Origin of the sequence: uncultured Tenacibaculum sp. (assembly GCF_947502995.1) — a bacterium.
In the GTDB taxonomy this organism is placed as follows: domain Bacteria; phylum Bacteroidota; class Bacteroidia; order Flavobacteriales; family Flavobacteriaceae; genus Polaribacter.
The window spans coordinates 24,302-44,176 of sequence record NZ_CANNBW010000004.1 but is presented as its reverse complement, the minus strand read 5'-3'; the positions used below and the strand labels follow the sequence as shown (position 1 = coordinate 44,176).

Sequence of the window (19,875 nt, the reverse complement as noted above, 5' to 3'; positions counted from 1 at the left end):
TGAAAATCATAAGTATTATTATTTAGAATTATTTTAACATTAATGCACTTTAAAAACAAAGAAATACAATTACAATATCAAGGTTATTTACAAACTAACACTCTATGGATTAATACTTTAAATAAAATAACTCAATTTAATGACTATCAGTATAATTACACTAGTTTATTTAAACTTAAGATTGATAATAATCCTAGGCTAGGAAAATTAGTTGAACAATTTGTTTTTAATGAACTTAATGAAAATGAAACTGTTAGTATTATTACTGAAAATCTACAAATACAAAATGATAAAATAACTGTAGGAGAACTTGATTGTATACTTTTACAAAACAATATACCTCATCATTTAGAAATCATTTACAAGTTTTATTTATATGATTCTTCTGTGGGAAATTCTGAAATTGAACATTGGATTGGCCCCAACAGAAATGATAGCTTTTATCAGAAATATGAAAAATTAATTCATAAACAACTTCCATTATTGTATCATGAAAAAACTATTGAAGCCTTAAAGAAATATAATTTAAATGTAAAAGACATTCATCAGAAAGTACTTTTTAAAGCTCAATTATTTCCTCATATAAATGATTTAGAAAAAGATTTTCCTGTTATTAATAACGAATGTATTGAAGGATTTTATATTTATGAAAAAGAATTAAATTTATTTGATGATTGTAAGTTTTTTATCCCAACAAAACACAATTGGTTAGTAAAACCACACTACAATGTAGATTGGTTATCTTTTAAAGATTTTAAAGAAAAATTAGCACTATTTTTAAATAAAAAAAGCTCTCCATTATCCTGGTTGAAAAAAAATAATGGCGAGCTATACAAAGTTTTCATAGTCTGGTGGTAACCCCACCTACAAAGCAATTGGAATATATACTTTTATATAATTGGTAAATCTTTAAAGTGTTTCACCATTAAAAAAAATGTTCCCCATAATACTGTAACCGTAATTGCAGTATACATTGCATAATTCAAAACTTTTTTCGTGTTCATATCAATAAAAAAATTTAGTGGATTATATATATACTACAACTCACTTTTAAAAATCCCTACCTCACACGAAATATTTTAACTTAAATCGAAAAGTTTTTTGTTATGTTTTTTGAGATGGACGCACTTTTTGTTTGGTAATTCTTTTTCTTGAAGTAATAAAATATACTCCTGTTAATAAAACACAAGAAGCTATTATTGACTGATTCGTAAGTTTTTCTCCTAAAAAATACCAACCTAATAACAAAGCAATGACTGGATTAACATATGCTGAAGTAGATACTTTCTCTGGTGATACAACTTTCAATAAATAATTAAATGAAGTAAACGCTATGATACTTCCAAAAACGATTAACATTACTATCGACCATTGCACTTTATTACTTATTGAATAAATTGTATTGATATCTTCTCCAAAAATCTGACTCCAAAAAATTAATAAAATACTTCCTATTGTCATTTGATAACCAGTACTAACAAAAAAGTTCTTAGGAAGATCTGCTTTAGAAACAAATACACTCCCGTAACTCCAACTTAATACACAAGAAAGAATCATAAAAATCCCTAAAATCATACCTTCTGAAGTAGCAATTGTTTTCTGACTAACTAAAAGATACATTCCTACAATACCTAAACAAACACCAATAATAGATTTTCGCTGCATTTTTTGTCCATCAATTAAACGAAGTAAGAATAAAACAAATAATGGTTGTGTAGAAGCTAATAATGCCGCAAAACCACTATCTACATACTTTAACGCCCAAACAAAAACACCGTTTCCGTATACTAGAAATAAAAATCCGGCTATTGTTAAGTTTAATAATTGTCTCTTAGTAACTTTTAATGACTTTTTTAAAAGTTTAGCTATAATTAAAATCAATATTCCTGCTACTCCAAAACGAATAGACGCTAAAAATAAAGGTGGTAATTCTGCTACTGCAATTTTATTTAATAAATAGGTGGAACCCCAGATAAAATAAATTGAAAAAAAAGATAATAGAATAAGTAGTTGTTGTCTGTTCATTGGTCTAAGGTAATGCTTATTCTAATATCAAATTGAATAAATTAATCTAAAAATTGATAATAGCCACATTTTAAATATGCACCTTCTGGAAAACCTATTGGATGATCAATATCGTGATAAGTTTTAGCATCTATTTTAAATCTTCTTTTTGATACTTTTAATGTTTCTTCATTAATACTAAAAAAAGTCTCAGCAACAACTCTAGATGAACAAGAAGCCAAAACTAGTAATCCGTTTTTAGCTGTAAGTTGTACACCTAATTTCGCTAGTTGCTTATACTTTTTCTCTGCAAGATCAATTTCTGAAGCTTGTTTCGCAAAACTTGGTGGATCAATAACAACAACATCAAACTTTACTTTCTGTTGAATCAACTTTCGTAATTCTTCAAAAGCATCACCAGCAATAGTTTTATGTACTCCTGAATAATTATTCAATTTTCCGTTTTCAACGGCAATTTGTAAAGCTTGTTTACTAATATCTAAACTCGTTACTTCTTTTGCTTGATTGCATAATGCGTGAACCGAAAATCCGCCAGCATAAGAAAACACATCTAAAACACGTTTTCCTTTACTCAACTCTCCTACTCGTTTTCTATTTGCTCTGTGATCTAAAAAATATCCCGTTTTGTGTCCTTTAATCACATTTGCAGAAAAATTCACATCATGTTCTACAAATTGTACCACCTCATCTTCTAAAACTCCGTAAACTACTTCTCCATCTTTCAAATTATGATTGGTAGATTTCTCTACATTTCTACTTAAACGAATCACCACAGTTTCCGCTTTAGAAACTTGCTGTAAACTTTGTAATATATCTTGTAAAAAAGGTAACCAAATTTCAGAATACAATTTCACTACCAAAACACTAGCATATACATCAGCAATTAAAGATGGAAAACCATCATTTTCACCAAAAATGAGTCGATAACTATTGGTATTCGTTTCTAATAATTTTTGGCGTTTGTTGTAAGCTGTTTCAATTTTAGTCTGAAAAAACTCAGCATTTATAGTAGCTTTTTCATTTTCATTATGAATAACTTTTATTCGAATTGGCGAATTTGCATCATACAAACCAATGCCAACAACCTTATTTCTTTTCTTACTAAAAATAATAGCTAAATCTCCAGTTTTAGGTTCATTGCTAATCTTTTCAATACTGTTTGAAAATACCCAAGGATGCTTTTTTATCACATGCTGCTCTCCTTTGCTAGAAAGTTTTACAGCAAGATTTTTTGGTTTATAGTTAGATACAATGTGTTCACTAAACTTCATAAATCATTCACTAAAAAATGAACTGCAAAAATAGGTATTCATAAAAACTATTCTCAAAACTTTTTCATTTTATATCTAAGTAATTTAGATGTATTAAGTATTTTTAAGAACTAAGTAAATTACATACTATTTTAATCGACCCAATGACTACACTACAAGATCAACTTACACTTCCTAATGGAACCGTATTAGCTAATAGAATCGCTAAATCTGCAATGAGTGAAAACTTATCTAATAAAACTCACGAACCAACACCAGTTTTAATAAATGCTTATAAAAAATGGGCAAAAAGCGGTTCTGGATTATTAATTACGGGTAATGTAATGATTGATAGCAAAGCTCTTGGTGAACCTATGAATGTAGTTGTAGAAGACAAACGTCACTTCGAAAAATTACAAGAATGGGCAAATTCTGTGCAAGGAACGAATACACAACTTTGGGTACAAATTAATCATCCTGGGCGACAAGCGATGGATCAAATTAATAGTGTTTTAAAAGCTCCGTCTGCAATTCCTTTAAAATCTAAAGGAAGAAAAAAAGCGACAACTAAAATTCCTGAAGCTTTAACGCATGAAGAAATTGAAGATATTATTAAACGTTTCGGAACTACAGCTTTGATTTTAAAAGAAGCTGGTTTTGGAGGAGTTCAAATTCATGGAGCTCATGGATATTTGGTAAGTCAGTTTTTATCACCTTACACTAATGTTCGTGAAGATGATTGGGGAGGAAGTTTAGAAAAAAGAGCACGATTTGTATTGGATGTTTATAAAGAAATTAGAAAACAAGTAGGTGCAGATTTTCCAATTGGAATTAAGTTAAACTCTGCTGATTTTCAAAAAGGTGGATTTAGTGAAGAAGATTCTATGAAAGTAATTGAACTACTTTCTGAAGCAGGAATTGATTTAATTGAAATTTCTGGTGGAACCTATGAAGCTCCTGCAATGATGATGGGAAATCGTAAGCAAAGTACTAAAGAAAGAGAAGCTTATTTTATTGATTATATTGAAAAAGCAAGAGCTATAACTAAAACTCCATTAATGTTAACAGGAGGTTTTAGAACTGTTTCTGTAATGCAAGAAGCGATAGCATCTGAAGAACTAGACGTAGTTGGATTAGCGCGTCCTTTTACTTTGTTTCCTAATATCGGAAATGAGATTTTAGAAGAAAGTAGACCTAACTTTGGAGTAAACATCAATAAAACTGGTGTGAAAGGTATTGATGGAATGATGAATATTATTTGGTACGAAGCGCAAATAAAACGTTTAGGATTAGGTAAAAAACCAAATTTAAAACTAAGTGCTTGGTCTGTATTCTTTAATTATCTTTTCTTAATTTTTAAGTTTAAACTGACTAGAAAATAATATATAAAGATGTTATTAAGGTTAGATATTTATCTTGCTATAAATTTATCTACTTTAATAACATCTTCAATTTTTAAATCCCAGAAAGTTGCTTGGATTTTTTTTTCTGCAAATGGTAATGTATAATATTCTACATCAAAATTCATATCGAAAATTTTCTCCCAACTTTTCTGAATCTCTTCTTCTTTATAAACTATTTCTTCATTATCAACTTTAATTGCTTCTTCTTCTGAATTCGCTATATAATCTTTATAGCATAAAGGCCAATGCCACAACACAAAATCTGATAATAAAATTTCACTTTCTTCTTTTTCTATTTCTATACGATACCCTATTTCTCCTGAAGTTAAATGTCCTGATTTTCGTAAATCTGGCTTTCTTTTGTTTTCATCGTAATGTTGAAACCAAGCCCAAATTGGAAATTGATCTTTTTGTTTGGGTGTACCAATTCTTTGAATCATTTGAGATTTTAACCAAGAATAACCTTCTTTCCATTCTGGAATAATATATTTTTCTTCTGGAATTAAAACTCCTTTTGTTTGAAGTTCATTCCAACCTTTTTCATTTTGAATCGTCCAAAGTTTTACTTTCATACTCTTAATTCACACAAATTATTTTTGAGATAAAAGTAAACAAAAACTCCATCTTGTTTTTATAAAAGATGGAGTTTAAGAATTAATATAACTATGCTTCTATTTAATTAGCAACGGTAATTTTTCTATTGATGTTTCTGTTTCAATAAACAGAGTATATCTACCACTTTGTAAACTAGGAATAGTAAAGTTGTAATTCGATACATTTTCAATATTTCCAAAATTAGCTACAATTTGACCTAAAGTATTTACAATTTTTACATTTCCTGAAATACTATTCGTCTTTATTTGAAAAGAATTTATAGTTGGATTTGGATACACTATTACCTCATCTGAATCTAATTCATCAATTACAGGTAAAATATCTTCAGTTGTGGTTACTGACTTGCCTTGTAACTCTTGTCTAATTCTATAAGCTCTTCTTGGATAATTTGTAGCAATACCTCTTTGTCCATTTTGAATTGCTCTTCTAATGTCTCTTTCAGAATCTATCGTGTAAGAAATGATTTCAATTCCCATAGCTCTTGCTTCTCTTATTCTAGAAGTAGATACAACACCTCTTGGTCCGAAATATTCTCCACCAATACTCTGAACTCTTCTTAACGTGCTACTTCCCCAGAAAATACTTACTAAATATTTAATTGGAATATTAGAAATCTGTTTTACTCTTTGTAATTCTGAAAAAGTGAATGAAATAATAATTACATCATTTTCCATCTTCAGTTCTTTTACTAGAGCCACAACTGCATCTGCTAATCCGCTTTCTTTAATCTCTATCTCAACTTTAACTCTTCCTTTGGCTTGGACTAAAGCTTCTCTTAATGTTGGTATTCTTTCATTTGAGAATTGATTCCCAAATCTTCTTGAGTACCCTGCACTTACATTTGCCAATTGACTATAATTGAAGTTTCTTAATCTTCCTCTGGTATTTGTAGTTCTGTCTAATGTACTATCGTGCATTAAAACCAAAACTCCATCTCTTGTTCTTCTTACATCACATTCGATGAAATCAGCTTTTGCATCTATTGCTCGTTCATTTGCTATTAATGTATTTTCTGGAGCTTCACTTGAATTTCCTCTATGCGCGCTGATTAAGAAATCTTGACTTTGAACTGTAATCTGTGTTAATACAAGTAGTAGTAATACGCATAATTTTTGTTTCATTTTATTTAGATTTTAGGTTAATATGTCCGCTAAACTAAATAGATGAAACCATGATTATATTAGTAAAACATTACTACAATTTCTCTTAAAATAAGTAATGTTTATCTTAACATTAAGGTGATTACATTTTATTAATCTAAAGATAATTGATGTTTTTTGCTTTTTAGAAACTTGAGAAGAATATGAAATATAAAGAAATAATTATTTTTTATTTCTAAAATTAGAATGTTAAAAATCCATTTAAGAGATATCTTTGTTAAGTATTAAAAATTGTTTTATGTTAACTCTTACGCTTTTATTTTTAACAAGTATATCCATCACAATAGTATTTATTCTAATTCGAACTATTTACAGTAAGATATTTAATGTGAAAACAAATAAAGGCATACACAAATACATAGTTATTTTTATCTTCCTTGTAATTGCATTTGCCTTTAGAAATTATCTTAGTTTTTTCTTTGACTTAATATAGAAATCAAGTCAAGAAGTTTAATGTCTACTTTTTAAAACAGCTTCGATGTCTTTTAAAGTAAATCCTTTTGCTTTTAATAAAATAATGTAGTGATACATTAAATCTGCAGCTTCATTCGTAAATAACTCATCGTTATCGTCTTTAGCTTCAATAACCAATTCTACTGCTTCTTCACCTACTTTTTGAGCCACTTTATTAATTCCTCTTTTATATAACTTGTTTGTATAAGAAGATTCAACATTGTTATCAATTCTATCGTGAATGATTTGTTCTAACTCATATAAGAAACCTTTAGGAGTTTCTTCAGCAAAACAAGAAGTATCGCCTTTATGACAAGTTGGTCCTTTGGGATCTGCTTTGATTAATACTGTATCATTATCACAATCGATTTGAATATCTTTTACGTGTAAAAAATTTCCACTCGATTCACCTTTGGTCCATAATCTGTTTTTACTTCTACTAAAAAAGGTAACTACTTGTTCTTTTTCAGTTTTTTCAAATGCTTCTTGGTTCATGTATCCTAACATTAAAACTTGTAAAGTATTATTGTTTTGAACCACAACAGGTACTAACCCATCATTGCTTTTAGTAAAATCTATTTTCATTTTTATGTTTTTGTTGTCAGGTCGAGCGCAGTCGAGACCTACTGATATATTTATTTAAATACCTCTCGACTGCGCTCGAGTTGACATTTATTTTTTATTTAAAAACTCGATATAATTATTTAATAATCCTCTTATTTGTTCTGCTGCTACTGGATTTGCAGAATGTACTTTATATTTTAATTCTGATAAATCTAATCCAGATTCATATACTAACCACTTTGCAGCTGCGTATCCATCTAGAGCAACCTCACCATTTTTATCTAATCCAAGATCATTATCAAAACTGATAAAATCAGGTAATCCGTTTTCTTTTATGTAAGTAACAAAGGCTTCGTAAGTTCTTACAATATCATAGTCTCTTTCTTCTGACACATCGTAAACCATGGCTATGGTTCTAATATCATCTAGAAATAATTTTTTCTTTTTCATTTTGTGTTCCTCTTGTATACTTTCAATTTTTCTTTGGCTTTTAAGTATTCTTCGGACTTAATATAATCTAACTTTTCTTTCAATAAAGCTTTTTCTAACTTTCCTAAACCAGAAACTATTTTCTTTTCTAAAGAATTGATAATATCTTTTTCTAAATCTGATCGTTGTTCTATTAATTCATTATTGAAGTATAATCTACCTGGTAATTCTTCAAAATCCTCTGGTATTTCAAAAATCATATTTTGAACAAAGTGGAGTGTAAAATTTTGTTCTTTATCATTTTTGCATGTTAAAGTAACAGAACCACCATCCATCCAAGTAGCAACATCTTTTATTATAATATTTGAATCAAAATCTATCATCAATTAAAAAAATCTGATTTAACCTTCTTTTAATTTTAAATTCGAACTGGAATATTCTGATTTTGTAATTCTTGTTTTAACTCTGGAATTGGAATTTCTCCGAAGTGAAAAACACTAGCTGCTAATGCTGCATCTGATTTTCCTTCTATAAACGTATCTACAAAGTGTTGAACTGAACCTGCACCTCCAGAAGCGATAATTGGAATATTTAACTCTTCTGATAATTTCGCTAAGGCTTTATTAGCAAAACCTGCTTTAGTTCCGTCGTTATCCATAGAAGTAAATAGGATTTCTCCCGCACCTTTTTCTTCTACTTCTTTAGCCCAATCGAAAAGATTTAATTCTGTAGGAATCGTTCCTCCTGCTAAATGTACTTTCCATTCTCCATCAATCTGTTTAGCATCTATGGCTACAACTACACATTGACTTCCGAATTTTTGAGATAATTCATTTACCAATTCTGGTCTTTTTACTGCTGATGAATTAATAGAAACTTTATCTGCGCCGCATTTTAATAATGCATCTACATGTTCTACAGAAGAAATTCCTCCACCAACTGTAAATGGAATATTTACTTGTGCAGCAACTTTTTCTACCATATCTAAAGTAGTTCCTCTATTTTCTAGTGTAGCTGCAATATCTAAAAACACCAATTCGTCTGCTCCTATTTCTGCATACTGTTTAGCTAATACAACTGGATCACCAGCGTCTACTAAATTAACAAAATTGACACCTTTTACAGTTCTTCCGTTTTTTATATCTAAACAAGGAATAATTCTCTTTGTTAACATGTTACTATTTATTTTTTACTGTTAAATCCATACCATCGTAAAATCCAAGATCTTTATTTTTTAATTGCTTAACCCAAAATGCAATTTGACCAGTATGATAAGAATAATGTTCTGTTACATGTATTGCTATTCCTATTCCTGAAAAATTAAAACCTTGCACTTCTCTTTTTCTTAAATATTCTTCTTGAGAAGTTTCTAAAATGATACGTTTTGCTTCTTGTACTGTTCCTGAAAGTTTATTTAATAATTCTGCTTTTGTATATCCTTCTTCTGTAGAAAACTCTAAATCTCTATTTCTTTGATCTTCTTTATTCCCCAGAGAAGCAATAGCATACTGAGTTATATTTCCGCAAAGGTGTAAAATCAAATTACCAATACTATTTGATGATTGGTTAAAACGTTTCCACACATCTTCTTCGGAAATTAAAGCCAGAGATTTCATATTCATTCTTGAACTTTCGTCAAGTCTAAAAATGATTTGCTCTTTGAATTCATTAAGTAATTCTTCATTCATAACATTAATTATTTGAAACTATAAATTTTTCTAGTGCTGCTAAACTAATTCTATTCTCGTAAATGGCTTTACCAATGATAACACCTTCACAACCTAACTCAGCTAATTTTGGTAATTCATCGAAATTAGAAATTCCTCCAGAAGCAATAAGATTTAGTTTAGCTCTCGACTCCGCTCGATCTGACAAAATCTCTTTATAAGTTCCAAAACTTGGACCTTGTAACATTCCATCTTTAGAAATATCTGTACAAATCACATAACTAATTCCTTTTTCTTGATATCCTTGAATGAAAGGTAATAAAGCTAAATTACTTTCTTCTTGCCAACCACTTATTGCAATTTTTCCACCTGTATCATCTGGATAAAAATCGGCCCCCAAAATGATTTTATCTGATCCGTATTTTTGAATCCAACTTTCAAAAACTTCTGGTTTCTTTACGGCAATACTTCCTCCTGTAATTTGATTTGCTCCTGATTCGAAAGCAATATTTAAATCCTCATCAGATTTTAATCCGCCTCCAAAATCAATTTTTAAAGAAGTTTTAGTCGCAATCTGCTCTAAAACTTTGTAGTTGATTATTCTACTAGCTTTAGCTCCATCTAAATCTACTACGTGTAAATATTCGATTCCTGCATCTTGAAATTCCTTAGCAACTTCAACAGGACTTTCATTATATATTTTTTTTGTATCGTAATCGCCTTTTGTTAAACGGACACATTTTCCGTCTATAATATCTATGGCTGGTATGATTCTCATTTTGTTAGTTGTTCTTTGGTTTTTAGATTTTTGCTTTTTGCAATTAGCTACAAGCTTTTATTTTTATAATTACGTGTGTTCTCTGAATAATATTAAAAGATAAACGAAGTAAATCAGTTATTACAACTCCTTTATCACTTCTCTAATTTTATCAATTAAAAAATAGGTCTCTTCTAAATGATGTTTTTCTAATCTTTTATAGCGTTCTTCCCAAGATAAAGATTCGTCATCTTCATACTTTTTCACTTTAATCCATTTATATGTTTCTAATATGATTTTCTTTTCTTCTTGTGTCATACGAAATTATTATAAGAATGGTAATACAACTGAAAAAATAAGAAAAAGAGGATATCCAATCAATGAAATATAATATTGATAATTTTTATTTTCTTTTTTAGTTAACATTAAAATTGTTAAAACTGATCCTAAAAGGAAAAGCACTCTCGATAAGTTCCATAAAATATTCACTCTTAAATGAAATGTGTCAGAATTTTCAATATCATTAAAGAAATTTACTACTGTATAAAAGGAAACAGCCTCAACTATTAATAAATAAATTAATAATCTAAAAGCCCACTTTTTATAATTCGTTCTACTTTCCATTTTATTTTAAATTATAACGCTAAAAAGTTCTTTAAAATCTTTTCTCCTTCTACTCCACTTTTCTCTGGGTGAAATTGAGTTCCGTAGAAATTATCTTTAAGCAAAGCTGTGGCATATTTCACTCCGTATTCTGTAGACGCAATAGCGTATTCACAATCTTCAGCGTAGAAACTATGTACCAAATACATATATTCGTCTTCTTTTATGCCTTTGAATAATTCAGATTTTAAATCTGTTACCGTGTTCCATCCCATTTGTGGAACTTTAACTTCGTTAGAAAAACGTTTTATATCGACATCGAAAATACCTAGACCTTTTGTATTTCCTTCTTCTGAAGAATTACACATTAACTGCATTCCTAAACAAATTCCTAAAACAGGTTGTTTTAAAGTTGGAATCACTTTATCTAATCCGCTTTCTCTTAGTTTTTGCATTGCAGAACTTGCTTCTCCTACACCTGGGAAAATCACTTTGTCTGCATTCTTAATTTCTGCTACATTATTGGTTAACACAGCATCGACACCCAAACGTTTAAAAGCAAATTGAATACTTTTTATATTTCCTGCTCCGTAATCTATTATTACTAATTTCATTCTTTTTTAGTATTGAGTAGTTAGTATTAAGTATTAAGTTTTCAAAATAGCAAACTTTGTACTCAAAACTTAATACTAGCCACTAAAGTAGCCCTTTAGTACTTGGTAAAAACATTTTATTCGCATCTCGCTTAACAGCCATTTTCATTGCCTTAGCAAAAGCTTTAAAAATCCCTTCTATTTTGTGATGTTCGTTTATACCTTCAGCTTTAATATTTAAATTACATTTCGCTCCGTCTGTAAATGACTTAAACAAGTGGAAAAACATTTCTGTTGGCATATCACCAATTTTCTCACGTTTAAACTCAGCATCCCATTCTAACCAGTTTCTTCCTCCAAAGTCAACAGCAACTTGCGCTAAACAATCATCCATTGGTAAGCAGAAACCGTAACGCTCTATACCTAATTTATTTCCTAAAGCTTTATTGAATAATTCTCCGAAAGCAATCATGGTATCTTCGATAGTATGATGTTCATCTACTTCTAAATCTCCGTCTACTTTTATGGTTAAATCCATTGCTCCATGACGACCAATTTGATCTAACATATGATCGAAAAACTTTAATCCTGTATCAATATCATTTTTACCAGAACCATCTAAATTCAATTTAATATAAATTTTAGTTTCGTTCGTGTTTCTTGTAATCTCTGCAACACGATCTTCTAACTTTAAAAATTCATAAATCTCTTTCCAATCTGTACTTGTTAAAGCAATACAATCAACAATTTCTTGTTTAGACGCCTCGATTTCATCTGCTCCTAATTCTGGATTCTCAGATAAGTAAATTCCCTTTGCTCCTAAATTTTTCGCTAATTCCATATCTGTAATACGATCACCTAACACGAAAGAATTTTCTAAATCATATCCTTCAGAAAAGTAATGTGTTAATAATCCGGTTCTTGGCTTACGAGTGGGTGCATTTTCATGAGCAAAAGTTTTATCAATTACTACTTCAGAAAATACAACTCCTTCTCTTTCAAAAGCTGTAATCACTTTATTTTGTGCAGGCCAGAATGTATCTTCAGGAAAAGAATCTGTTCCTAATCCATCTTGATTGGTTACCATTACCAATTCGTAATCTAACTCTTCAGCTATTTTAGCCATGTAACGAAATACTTTTGGATAAAACTCTAATTTTTCTAAACTATCTAATTGATAATCGATTGGTGGTTCTATTACTAAAGTTCCGTCTCTATCTATAAATAATACTTTTTTCATGATTAACTTGTTAATCAATCCTGAACTTGATTCAGGATAATTTTTTGTTTTAATTATTTTATATTATTCTTTTTTCCATTGATGAAAAAAGAATCAAAAAAATCTAGTCTTATGATTTCATCTCACAAAAATTATATTCCTCAAAACTAAATGAAAAGAACTCGCTTTGCTCAAACAGCTTTTCATTTTTAACGTTTTTTACGGAGTAATTTTTGGATCGCTATCAAAATGACATTCTCATATAAAGTTCTACAATTGTTTTAAAGCCTCTATCAACTTCTTATTCTCCTCAGGTGTTCCTACCGTGATTCTAATACAGTTATTAACTACTTTATTACGGTTTCTAATGATTACCTTTTCTTCTATTAAATAATCATACGTTTTATCTGCATTATCTACATTCACTAATAAAAAGTTAGCATCTGTAGGATAAATCTTATTTACAATTTTTAATCCCGCTAATTTCTCTCTCAAATTATCTCGTTCTTGTAAAATTGCTTTAATATTTGCTTGAACTAACTCATATGCGTTTAACGATTCTAAAACAGCTTCTTGATTTAAAACACTTACGTTATATGGTGGTTTTACACGCTTGTATAAATCCATTAGTTTTTCATTCATATAAGCCGCTCCAACACGTACTCCTGCTAATCCCCAAGCTTTACTGAATGTCTGACTAACAATTAAATTCTCATAATCGTTAATTTTACTAACAAAAGATGTTTGTTCACTAAAATCGATATACGCTTCATCTATAATAACAATACCATCAAAATTATCTAGGATGTATTCTACATCTCCTATATTGAAAGAATTTCCTGTAGGATTGTTCGGTGAACACACAAAAATGATTTTTACTTTCGGATCATCTAAATACGGTTGTAATTGATTTAAATTGATCTGATAATCATTAATCAACGGTTGTTTAATTAATTCTACATTATTGATTCCTGCAGAAACATCGTACATTCCGTAAGTTGGTGAGAATGTTAATGCTTTATCAACTCCAGGTTTACAAAAGATTCTGTAAGCTAAATCGATAATTTCATCGCTTCCGTTTCCTATGAAAACTTGACTCGGTTCAACGTTTTTGATTTTCGCTAACTTTTGCTTGATTTCTCTTTGGTGTGGATCTGGATAACGATTTAATGTTCCGTAAGGATTTTCATTCGCATCTAAAAATACATCTGCAGCTCCTTTAAATTCGTCTCTTGCTGATGAATATGGTGTTAGATTTAAAATGTTTTCTCTAACTATATTTTTTAAATTGATTGTTTTCATTTCTATTTACGAGATGCTGAACAAGTTCGGCTTTATATCTTTAATTTGGTTTGTCAACCTGAACTTGTTTCAGGTTCTCATCATAATTATCATTTTACAGTCAGATGAGATTCCGAAATAAATTCGGAATGACGTATAATTATCTTCTTAACTTAATTATTAATAGCTTTTAATCGTAACGTTACTGCATTTTTGTGCGCTTGTAAACCTTCTGCCTCAGCCATTAATTCAATCGCATTACCAATATTATTTATTCCTTCTTTAGATAACTTTTGAAACGTAATTTTCTTTACAAAACTGTCTAAAGAAACTCCACTGTAATTCTTTGCATAACCGTAAGTTGGTAATGTGTGATTTGTTCCTGAAGCATAATCTCCAGCACTTTCACAACTATAGTTCCCTAAGAACACAGAACCAGCGTTAGTTATTTTATCAATAAAATCATCTGCTTTTTCTGAAGCAATAATTAAGTGCTCTGGTGCATATTCATTGCTAAACTCGATACAAGTATTCATATCAGAAAAATACAATGACCTACTATTTTCTAAAGCTTTTTGAGCAATCTCATTTCTTGGTAATGCTGCTAATTGCTTTTCTACTTCTTTGTTCACTTTTGAAATTACAGTCTCACTGTCTGATAATAAAATCACTTGACTATCTACTCCATGTTCTGCTTGCGATAATAAATCTGCTGCAACAAAACTAGGATTACAAGTTTCGTCTGCTATTACTAACACTTCACTCGGTCCGGCTGGCATATCAATAGCAACTCCAGATTGTTGTGCTAATTCTTTCGCTTTAGTTACATATTGATTTCCTGGTCCGAAAATTTTATATACTTGCGGAATAGTTTCTGTTCCGTAAGTCATTGCTCCAACTGCTTGCGCTCCTCCAACTTTAAAAATTTGAGTTACACCAACTAGATTTGCTGTGTATAAAATAGCTGGATTTACCTTTCCTTCTTTGTTCGGTGGTGTACATAACACAATTTCTTTACAACCCGCAACCTTAGCAGGAATTGCTAGCATTAAAATTGTTGAGAATAAAGGTGCTGTTCCTCCAGGAATATATAAACCAACTTTTTCAATTCCTACAGATTTTCTCCAACATTCTACGCCTTTAGTAGTTTCAATTTTTTGTGGAGCTTCTTTCTGAGATTCGTGAAACTTTTCAATATTGTTTTTCGCTAAAACAATTGCTTGTTTTAAATCTTCAGATACTTCATTTGCTGCAGCTTCAATTTCTTCTTGAGTTACAGTTAAAGAAGTTAACTTTACTCCATCAAAACGTTCAGCATATTTGAATAAAGCTGTGTCTTTATTTTCTTTTACATCTTCCAGAATATTAGTAACGGCTTCATCTAATGTAGATTTATCAAACTGTGCTCTTTTACACAAGTCTAACCATTCTTTCTGATCTGGATTGTTGTATTCTTTCATGATATTACAATTTGTTAAATTATAATTATATATCTACTCTAAATGTCACTTCGAGTGAAATTATTTGTAATCAAATGGAAAATAATTTTTTATCGAGAAGTTTTTGTTAACCGAGTTGTTCTCGATACATTTTTTATTACGATAACTCTTCATAAAAAACACTCGAACTGACATCTACTTTTTTTGTTATTAATATTTTTATTGTACCATATTTTCGATCGGACAAACTAGAATTCCTTCAGCTCCTGCTTCACGTAATTCATCAATTACATCCCAGAAATCGTTCTTATTAATTACTGAGTGTACAGAACTCCATCCTTCTTGTGCTAATGGTAAAATAGTAGGACTGCGCATTCCTGGTAAAATCTTAGTAATAGTTTCTAACTTATCGTTCGGTGCATTTAATAATACGTACTTATTCTCTCTACCTTTTAAAACTGATTGTAATCTGAACTGAATTTTCTTTAAAATTGCTTCATTTTCTTCAGAAAGTTTTGGCGACTTTACTAAAACAGCTTCCGATTTTAATAAAACTTCAATCTCTTTTAAATTGTTTTTGAATAATGTACTTCCACTCGATACAATATCACAAATTGCATCTGCTAAACCAATATTTGGTGCAATTTCAACAGATCCGTTAATAATGTGTAAATTAGCTGTAATTCCTTCTTTTTCTAGGAACTTCTCTACAGTTTTTGGATATGAAGTAGCAATACGTTTTCCTGCTAATTCTTTTAAACTTGAAATGCTTGATGTTTTTGGAACAGCGATAGAAACTTTACATTTTGAAAAACCTAGTTTTTCTACTACTTCGATACTTTCTCCTTTTTCAACGATTAAGTTTTCTCCAATAATAGCAATATCTACAACGCCATCTCTTAAGTACTGTGGAATATCACCATTACGTAAAAAGAAAACCTCTAAAGGAAAATTTCTAGCTGAAGCTTTTAATTGATCTTTTCCATTATCAATAGAAATACCAATTGCTTTTAAAAGTTTAAGGGATTCTTCGTTTAATCTACCTGATTTTTGAACTGCTAATCTTAATTTACTCATTTTTTAAGTTTGTGTTGTTGTTTGAGTAAATCTTTAGATTTTAAATAGTTTATAAAACTAAAAAATCCGCTTGACTTACTCAAACGGATTTTAAATTTTATGATTGTTAATTACATACATATCATTATCAATTCGCCTGAGTGCAAATATGATGATGATGATGATGTAATTGAATAAATGTCATTGTAATAATTTTACGGATGCAAATGTATGAGATATTTTTTAAATCAACCAAAAAAAAGTTCATAATGTTTTTTATTAAACAATTTCCTTAAAATTGTTTTAATTAATATCTGTTTGAAGGACCTTTATTTACCCAATCAAAACCTTTGTTTGTTAATTCAAACTTTTCTTTATAGTATTTTATTCTACTTGTTTTAATATAAACACTATCATTTAAATATGTTTTTCCTTTAAATAAGAATAATAAACCATCTATTTTTTGATACTTAAGATTAAAATATTTTAAAGTATCAAATTGTTGTTTTAAAATTATAGTTTTCTTTATAGAATCTACTTCTATATCATATCTTGTATCTTTAAAGTCTGTTGTTTTTATTGTAGCACGTGTTTTGGTATCTATCATAAGATATTTCCAATTTGGAATGTTGACTAATTTACTACTATCTTTTTTAGAAATGATAAAACTTTCTACTTCATACAACCCTCTTAAATTACTATAATTTTTACTACCAACCCATTCTTCTTTTCTTTTTATGGTTTCGTAAGTTCCATAACCTAACTCATTAATAATTAATAGTAACTTTATTAAAATTAAACTTTTAATTATATTTTTATTCAGCTTAGGTTTATAAACTTGTCTTAACTTTACTGCTTTATTTTTAACAAAGAAACACCACAAATCTTTCAAATTTGGTGTAATTAAAAACAATAACATTAATAAAAGATGAGACGATAGTACTTTTACAGGTACATAATAAAAGAAATTTATCGCTACTACATTGCTTACTACTACTAACAAAATTAGTACTCCTAAGGTTAAAGTTCGTCTAAAAAATAAAAAAACACCACAGATTTCTGCTAAACCAATGAACAAGTTATATCCGTCTGATAATCCTAAAAAAGTCCATGCCAATTCCATAGGATAATAATCACCTAAATTTTGCATCATCTTGGTTAAATAAAAAGGTGTAGAAAACTGAAGATTAAACATTTTCATTAAACCATAATCAATTAAAGTTAAGGCTACATAGAAACGAATTATTGCAGAAAACCAATAGTAAAACTTTCTATAATCTGTACTTTCATGTTCAAAAAGAGTCCAAAAAACTGTTATTAAAACGAAAAGCAAAGAAATTACTAGTAAAAAAATGTAAGTGTATTCGCTATCGAAACCTAAATAAAAATCTGGTAAGCCAAAGATATTTTTTCCAATGTAGGGAATTACTTTACCTAATATTTTATGGAAAAAAGGTTCAATATAATCTGAATATAAAGGAAAAGTATTGTTATTAATTCCTAAGATAAAAAGCAGAAAATAAGAAGAGAAAAACTTGAATAAAATTTTCTCTAAAAAAGTCCATTGTTAAATTTTATTATTGTTCATAGTATTTTTATTCTGTAGAAATTGAAAAACAATTATAATGTTTATTCTTTACAATCTACTCAATAAGCTAAATATTTAGTACCCTTAAATTATTCTAAAATAATTATTTTCGCGACATTATAAAATAACAGTATGATATCAGTAGATCAATTAACGGTTGAGTTTAACGGAAGTGCCTTATTTAGCGATGTTTCTTTTGTGATTAATGAAAATGATAAAATCGCTTTAATGGGAAAAAATGGAGCAGGAAAATCTACAATGATGAAAATTATTGCAGGATTAACTTCTCCTACAAAAGGTGGAGTTCGTTGTTCTAAAGATACAGTGATTGCTTACCTTCCTCAGCATTTACTGATTGAAGATAATTGTACTGTAAAAGAAGAAGCTTCAAAAGCATTTAAATCAGTTTTTGATATGAAAGCTGAAATGGATGATTTAAACAAGCAATTAGAAACGCGTACCGATTACGAATCTGAAGCGTATATGAAAATCATAGAACGTGTTTCCGATTTAGGTGAGAAATACTATGCTTTAGAAGATATTAATTATGAAGCTGAAGTTGAAAAAGCTTTAAAAGGTTTAGGTTTTAAAGCTGAAGATTTCGATAGAGCAACTTCTGAATTTAGTGGTGGTTGGCGTATGCGTATTGAATTGGCTAAAATCTTATTACAAAAACCAGATTTAATTCTATTAGATGAGCCTACAAACCACGTTGATATTGAATCTGTAATTTGGTTAGAAAACTTCTTATTAAACAAAGCAAAAGCTGTTGTTGTAATTTCTCACGACAAAGCGTTTATCGACAATATTACCAATCGTACCATAGAAGTTACGATGGGAACAATTCACGATTATAAAGCGAATTATTCACATTATTTAGAGTTAAGAAAAGAACGTAGAGCACATCAATTAAAAGCTTACGAAGAACAACAAAAGTTTATTGCAGAAACCAAAGCGTTTATTGAGCGATTTAAAGGAACCTATTCTAAAACCAATCAAGTGGCTTCTCGTGAGCGAATGTTAGAAAAATTAGTTCCTGTAGAGATTGATGAAGTAGATACTTCTGCTTTAAAATTACGCTTTCCTCCTTCTCCAAGATCTGGTGATTATCCGGTTAAAGTTAGTGAGTTGACAAAAGCTTATGGAGATCATGTGGTATTCAAAGAAGCTAGTTTTGCCATTGCTCGTGGTGAAAAAGTATCGTTTGTGGGTAGAAATGGTGAAGGAAAATCGACCATGATTAAAGCTATTATGGGCGAGATTGATTTTGAAGGTGAAGGTGGATTAGGTCATAATGCCAAAGTGGGATATTTTGCTCAGAATCAAGCTTCGTTATTAGATCCTGAATTAACGATTTTCCAAACAGTTGATGAAGTTGCTGAAGGTGATATTCGTACGCAGATTAAAAATATTTTAGGTCGTTTTATGTTTAGCGGAGACGATTTAGAAAAGAAAGTAAAAGTACTTTCTGGTGGTGAAAGAACGCGTTTGGCAATGGTTAAATTATTATTGGAGCCAGTGAACTTATTAATTTTAGATGAGCCTACAAATCACTTAGATTTAAAGTCGAAAGATGTGATTAAAGAAGCTTTATTAGATTACGATGGGACTTTAATTTTGGTTTCTCACGATCGTGATTTCCTACAAGGTTTATCTCAAAAAGTTTTTGAATTTAAAGATCAACGTGTAATTGAGCATTTTGAAACTATAGACGCTTTCTTAGAGCGTAATAATATTAAAGCATTAAAAGAGATTGATTTATAAAAATCAATC

Annotated in this window: 21 protein-coding genes; 3 read left to right on the top strand and 18 right to left on the bottom strand. The window is 29.6% G+C overall.

Going from position 1 to position 19,875, the window contains the following annotated elements:
• The first annotated feature begins 42 nt into the window (after nucleotides 1-42).
• Entirely contained in the window at nucleotides 43-858 is an 816-nt protein-coding gene (locus Q1A46_RS04060) for a DUF1853 family protein (RefSeq protein ID WP_299674279.1), read from the top strand.
• A gap of 246 nt (nucleotides 859-1,104) precedes the next feature.
• Here Q1A46_RS04060 and Q1A46_RS04055 read toward each other — a convergent pair whose 3' ends face one another.
• Entirely contained in the window at nucleotides 1,105-2,025 is a 921-nt protein-coding gene (locus Q1A46_RS04055) for an EamA family transporter (RefSeq protein WP_299674276.1), read from the bottom strand.
• Nucleotides 2,026-2,066: 41 nt separating this feature from the next.
• Nucleotides 2,067-3,296 (bottom strand): class I SAM-dependent rRNA methyltransferase, encoded by a 1,230-nt coding sequence (locus tag Q1A46_RS04050; protein ID WP_299674273.1) that lies wholly within the window; start codon nucleotides 3,294-3,296, stop codon nucleotides 2,067-2,069.
• 143 nt (nucleotides 3,297-3,439) lie between these two features.
• Between Q1A46_RS04050 and Q1A46_RS04045 the strand changes: the two genes are divergently transcribed.
• Nucleotides 3,440-4,657, top strand: coding sequence for an NADH:flavin oxidoreductase/NADH oxidase family protein (locus Q1A46_RS04045; protein ID WP_299674270.1), 1,218 nt, complete (start codon nucleotides 3,440-3,442; stop codon nucleotides 4,655-4,657).
• Nucleotides 4,658-4,686: 29 nt separating this feature from the next.
• On the opposite strand, the gene Q1A46_RS04040 is transcribed toward Q1A46_RS04045, so the two are convergent.
• From Q1A46_RS04040 to Q1A46_RS03965, 16 genes are all read right to left on the bottom strand, one after another.
• Entirely contained in the window at nucleotides 4,687-5,250 is a 564-nt protein-coding gene (locus Q1A46_RS04040) for a DUF3841 domain-containing protein (RefSeq protein ID WP_299674267.1), read from the bottom strand.
• Between the two features lie 99 nt (nucleotides 5,251-5,349).
• Nucleotides 5,350-6,414: a glycerophosphodiester phosphodiesterase family protein gene (locus tag Q1A46_RS04035; RefSeq protein ID WP_299674264.1), complete on the bottom strand. Its 1,065-nt coding sequence runs from the start codon at nucleotides 6,412-6,414 to the stop codon at nucleotides 5,350-5,352.
• Between the two features lie 489 nt (nucleotides 6,415-6,903).
• A complete protein-coding gene (hisIE, locus tag Q1A46_RS04030; RefSeq protein ID WP_299674737.1) occupies nucleotides 6,904-7,497 on the bottom strand; it encodes a bifunctional phosphoribosyl-AMP cyclohydrolase/phosphoribosyl-ATP diphosphatase HisIE in 594 nt (197 codons plus the stop codon).
• Nucleotides 7,498-7,578: 81 nt separating this feature from the next.
• A complete protein-coding gene (locus tag Q1A46_RS04025; protein WP_299674261.1) occupies nucleotides 7,579-7,920 on the bottom strand; it encodes a cyclic-phosphate processing receiver domain-containing protein in 342 nt (113 codons plus the stop codon).
• Complete coding sequence (locus Q1A46_RS04020; protein WP_299674258.1) at nucleotides 7,917-8,282, bottom strand: hypothetical protein; 366 nt, start codon at nucleotides 8,280-8,282, stop codon at nucleotides 7,917-7,919. Before Q1A46_RS04020 ends, Q1A46_RS04025 begins: the two co-directional genes overlap by 4 nt.
• Before the next feature lie 35 nt (nucleotides 8,283-8,317).
• The gene (gene hisF, locus Q1A46_RS04015) at nucleotides 8,318-9,073 is read right to left on the bottom strand and encodes an imidazole glycerol phosphate synthase subunit HisF (RefSeq protein WP_299674255.1); all 756 of its coding nucleotides are present in this window, start codon (nucleotides 9,071-9,073) and stop codon (nucleotides 8,318-8,320) included.
• Nucleotides 9,074-9,077: 4 nt separating this feature from the next.
• Nucleotides 9,078-9,587 carry a DinB family protein gene (locus Q1A46_RS04010; RefSeq protein WP_299674252.1) on the bottom strand — a complete coding sequence of 170 codons (510 nt, stop codon included), beginning with the start codon at nucleotides 9,585-9,587 and terminating at the stop codon, nucleotides 9,078-9,080.
• A gap of 4 nt (nucleotides 9,588-9,591) precedes the next feature.
• Nucleotides 9,592-10,344, bottom strand: a complete 753-nt coding sequence (hisA, locus tag Q1A46_RS04005) for a 1-(5-phosphoribosyl)-5-[(5-phosphoribosylamino)methylideneamino]imidazole-4-carboxamide isomerase (protein WP_299674249.1) — start codon at nucleotides 10,342-10,344, stop codon at nucleotides 9,592-9,594.
• A gap of 120 nt (nucleotides 10,345-10,464) precedes the next feature.
• Complete coding sequence (locus Q1A46_RS04000; protein ID WP_299674246.1) at nucleotides 10,465-10,641, bottom strand: hypothetical protein; 177 nt, start codon at nucleotides 10,639-10,641, stop codon at nucleotides 10,465-10,467.
• A gap of 9 nt (nucleotides 10,642-10,650) precedes the next feature.
• Nucleotides 10,651-10,947 (bottom strand): hypothetical protein, encoded by a 297-nt coding sequence (locus tag Q1A46_RS03995; RefSeq protein ID WP_299674243.1) that lies wholly within the window; start codon nucleotides 10,945-10,947, stop codon nucleotides 10,651-10,653.
• Between the two features lie 11 nt (nucleotides 10,948-10,958).
• Entirely contained in the window at nucleotides 10,959-11,540 is a 582-nt protein-coding gene (hisH, locus tag Q1A46_RS03990) for an imidazole glycerol phosphate synthase subunit HisH (RefSeq protein WP_299674240.1), read from the bottom strand.
• 82 nt (nucleotides 11,541-11,622) lie between these two features.
• A complete protein-coding gene (hisB, locus tag Q1A46_RS03985; protein WP_299674237.1) occupies nucleotides 11,623-12,759 on the bottom strand; it encodes a bifunctional histidinol-phosphatase/imidazoleglycerol-phosphate dehydratase HisB in 1,137 nt (378 codons plus the stop codon).
• Between the two features lie 249 nt (nucleotides 12,760-13,008).
• On the bottom strand, nucleotides 13,009-14,040 hold the full coding sequence (gene hisC, locus Q1A46_RS03980; RefSeq protein WP_299674234.1) for a histidinol-phosphate transaminase: 1,032 nt from the start codon (nucleotides 14,038-14,040) through the stop codon (nucleotides 13,009-13,011).
• Nucleotides 14,041-14,192: 152 nt separating this feature from the next.
• Entirely contained in the window at nucleotides 14,193-15,479 is a 1,287-nt protein-coding gene (gene hisD, locus Q1A46_RS03975) for a histidinol dehydrogenase (RefSeq protein WP_299674231.1), read from the bottom strand.
• 198 nt (nucleotides 15,480-15,677) lie between these two features.
• Nucleotides 15,678-16,535 carry an ATP phosphoribosyltransferase gene (gene hisG / locus Q1A46_RS03970; RefSeq protein ID WP_299674228.1) on the bottom strand — a complete coding sequence of 286 codons (858 nt, stop codon included), beginning with the start codon at nucleotides 16,533-16,535 and terminating at the stop codon, nucleotides 15,678-15,680.
• A 286-nt stretch (nucleotides 16,536-16,821) separates the two neighbouring features.
• The gene (locus Q1A46_RS03965) at nucleotides 16,822-17,847 is read right to left on the bottom strand and encodes a hypothetical protein (protein ID WP_299674225.1); all 1,026 of its coding nucleotides are present in this window, start codon (nucleotides 17,845-17,847) and stop codon (nucleotides 16,822-16,824) included.
• Between the two features lie 387 nt (nucleotides 17,848-18,234).
• Between Q1A46_RS03965 and Q1A46_RS03960 the strand changes: the two genes are divergently transcribed.
• A complete protein-coding gene (locus Q1A46_RS03960; protein ID WP_299674222.1) occupies nucleotides 18,235-19,866 on the top strand; it encodes an ABC-F family ATP-binding cassette domain-containing protein in 1,632 nt (543 codons plus the stop codon).
• Nucleotides 19,867-19,875 lie beyond the last annotated feature (9 nt).

What these genes read in the sequence shown, in the direction of transcription:
- Q1A46_RS03960 (WP_299674222.1), top strand. Translation starts at nt 18,235, where the DNA reads ATGATATCAGTAGATCAATTAACGGTTGAGTTTAACGGAAGTGCCTTA.
- Q1A46_RS04060 (WP_299674279.1), top strand. Translation starts at nt 43, where the DNA reads ATGCACTTTAAAAACAAAGAAATACAATTACAATATCAAGGTTATTTA.
- Q1A46_RS04020 (WP_299674258.1), bottom strand. Translation starts at nt 8,282, where the DNA reads ATGATAGATTTTGATTCAAATATTATAATAAAAGATGTTGCTACTTGG.
- Q1A46_RS04050 (WP_299674273.1), bottom strand. Translation starts at nt 3,296, where the DNA reads ATGAAGTTTAGTGAACACATTGTATCTAACTATAAACCAAAAAATCTT.
- Q1A46_RS04055 (WP_299674276.1), bottom strand. Translation starts at nt 2,025, where the DNA reads ATGAACAGACAACAACTACTTATTCTATTATCTTTTTTTTCAATTTAT.
- hisF (WP_299674255.1), bottom strand. Translation starts at nt 9,073, where the DNA reads ATGTTAACAAAGAGAATTATTCCTTGTTTAGATATAAAAAACGGAAGA.
- hisB (WP_299674237.1), bottom strand. Translation starts at nt 12,759, where the DNA reads ATGAAAAAAGTATTATTTATAGATAGAGACGGAACTTTAGTAATAGAA.
- Q1A46_RS04010 (WP_299674252.1), bottom strand. Translation starts at nt 9,587, where the DNA reads ATGAATGAAGAATTACTTAATGAATTCAAAGAGCAAATCATTTTTAGA.
- Q1A46_RS04025 (WP_299674261.1), bottom strand. Translation starts at nt 7,920, where the DNA reads ATGAAAAAGAAAAAATTATTTCTAGATGATATTAGAACCATAGCCATG.
- Q1A46_RS03995 (WP_299674243.1), bottom strand. Translation starts at nt 10,947, where the DNA reads ATGGAAAGTAGAACGAATTATAAAAAGTGGGCTTTTAGATTATTAATT.
- Q1A46_RS04035 (WP_299674264.1), bottom strand. Translation starts at nt 6,414, where the DNA reads ATGAAACAAAAATTATGCGTATTACTACTACTTGTATTAACACAGATT.
- Q1A46_RS04040 (WP_299674267.1), bottom strand. Translation starts at nt 5,250, where the DNA reads ATGAAAGTAAAACTTTGGACGATTCAAAATGAAAAAGGTTGGAATGAA.
- hisD (WP_299674231.1), bottom strand. Translation starts at nt 15,479, where the DNA reads ATGAAAGAATACAACAATCCAGATCAGAAAGAATGGTTAGACTTGTGT.
- hisG (WP_299674228.1), bottom strand. Translation starts at nt 16,535, where the DNA reads ATGAGTAAATTAAGATTAGCAGTTCAAAAATCAGGTAGATTAAACGAA.
- Q1A46_RS04045 (WP_299674270.1), top strand. Translation starts at nt 3,440, where the DNA reads ATGACTACACTACAAGATCAACTTACACTTCCTAATGGAACCGTATTA.
- hisA (WP_299674249.1), bottom strand. Translation starts at nt 10,344, where the DNA reads ATGAGAATCATACCAGCCATAGATATTATAGACGGAAAATGTGTCCGT.
- hisH (WP_299674240.1), bottom strand. Translation starts at nt 11,540, where the DNA reads ATGAAATTAGTAATAATAGATTACGGAGCAGGAAATATAAAAAGTATT.
- hisC (WP_299674234.1), bottom strand. Translation starts at nt 14,040, where the DNA reads ATGAAAACAATCAATTTAAAAAATATAGTTAGAGAAAACATTTTAAAT.
- Q1A46_RS04000 (WP_299674246.1), bottom strand. Translation starts at nt 10,641, where the DNA reads ATGACACAAGAAGAAAAGAAAATCATATTAGAAACATATAAATGGATT.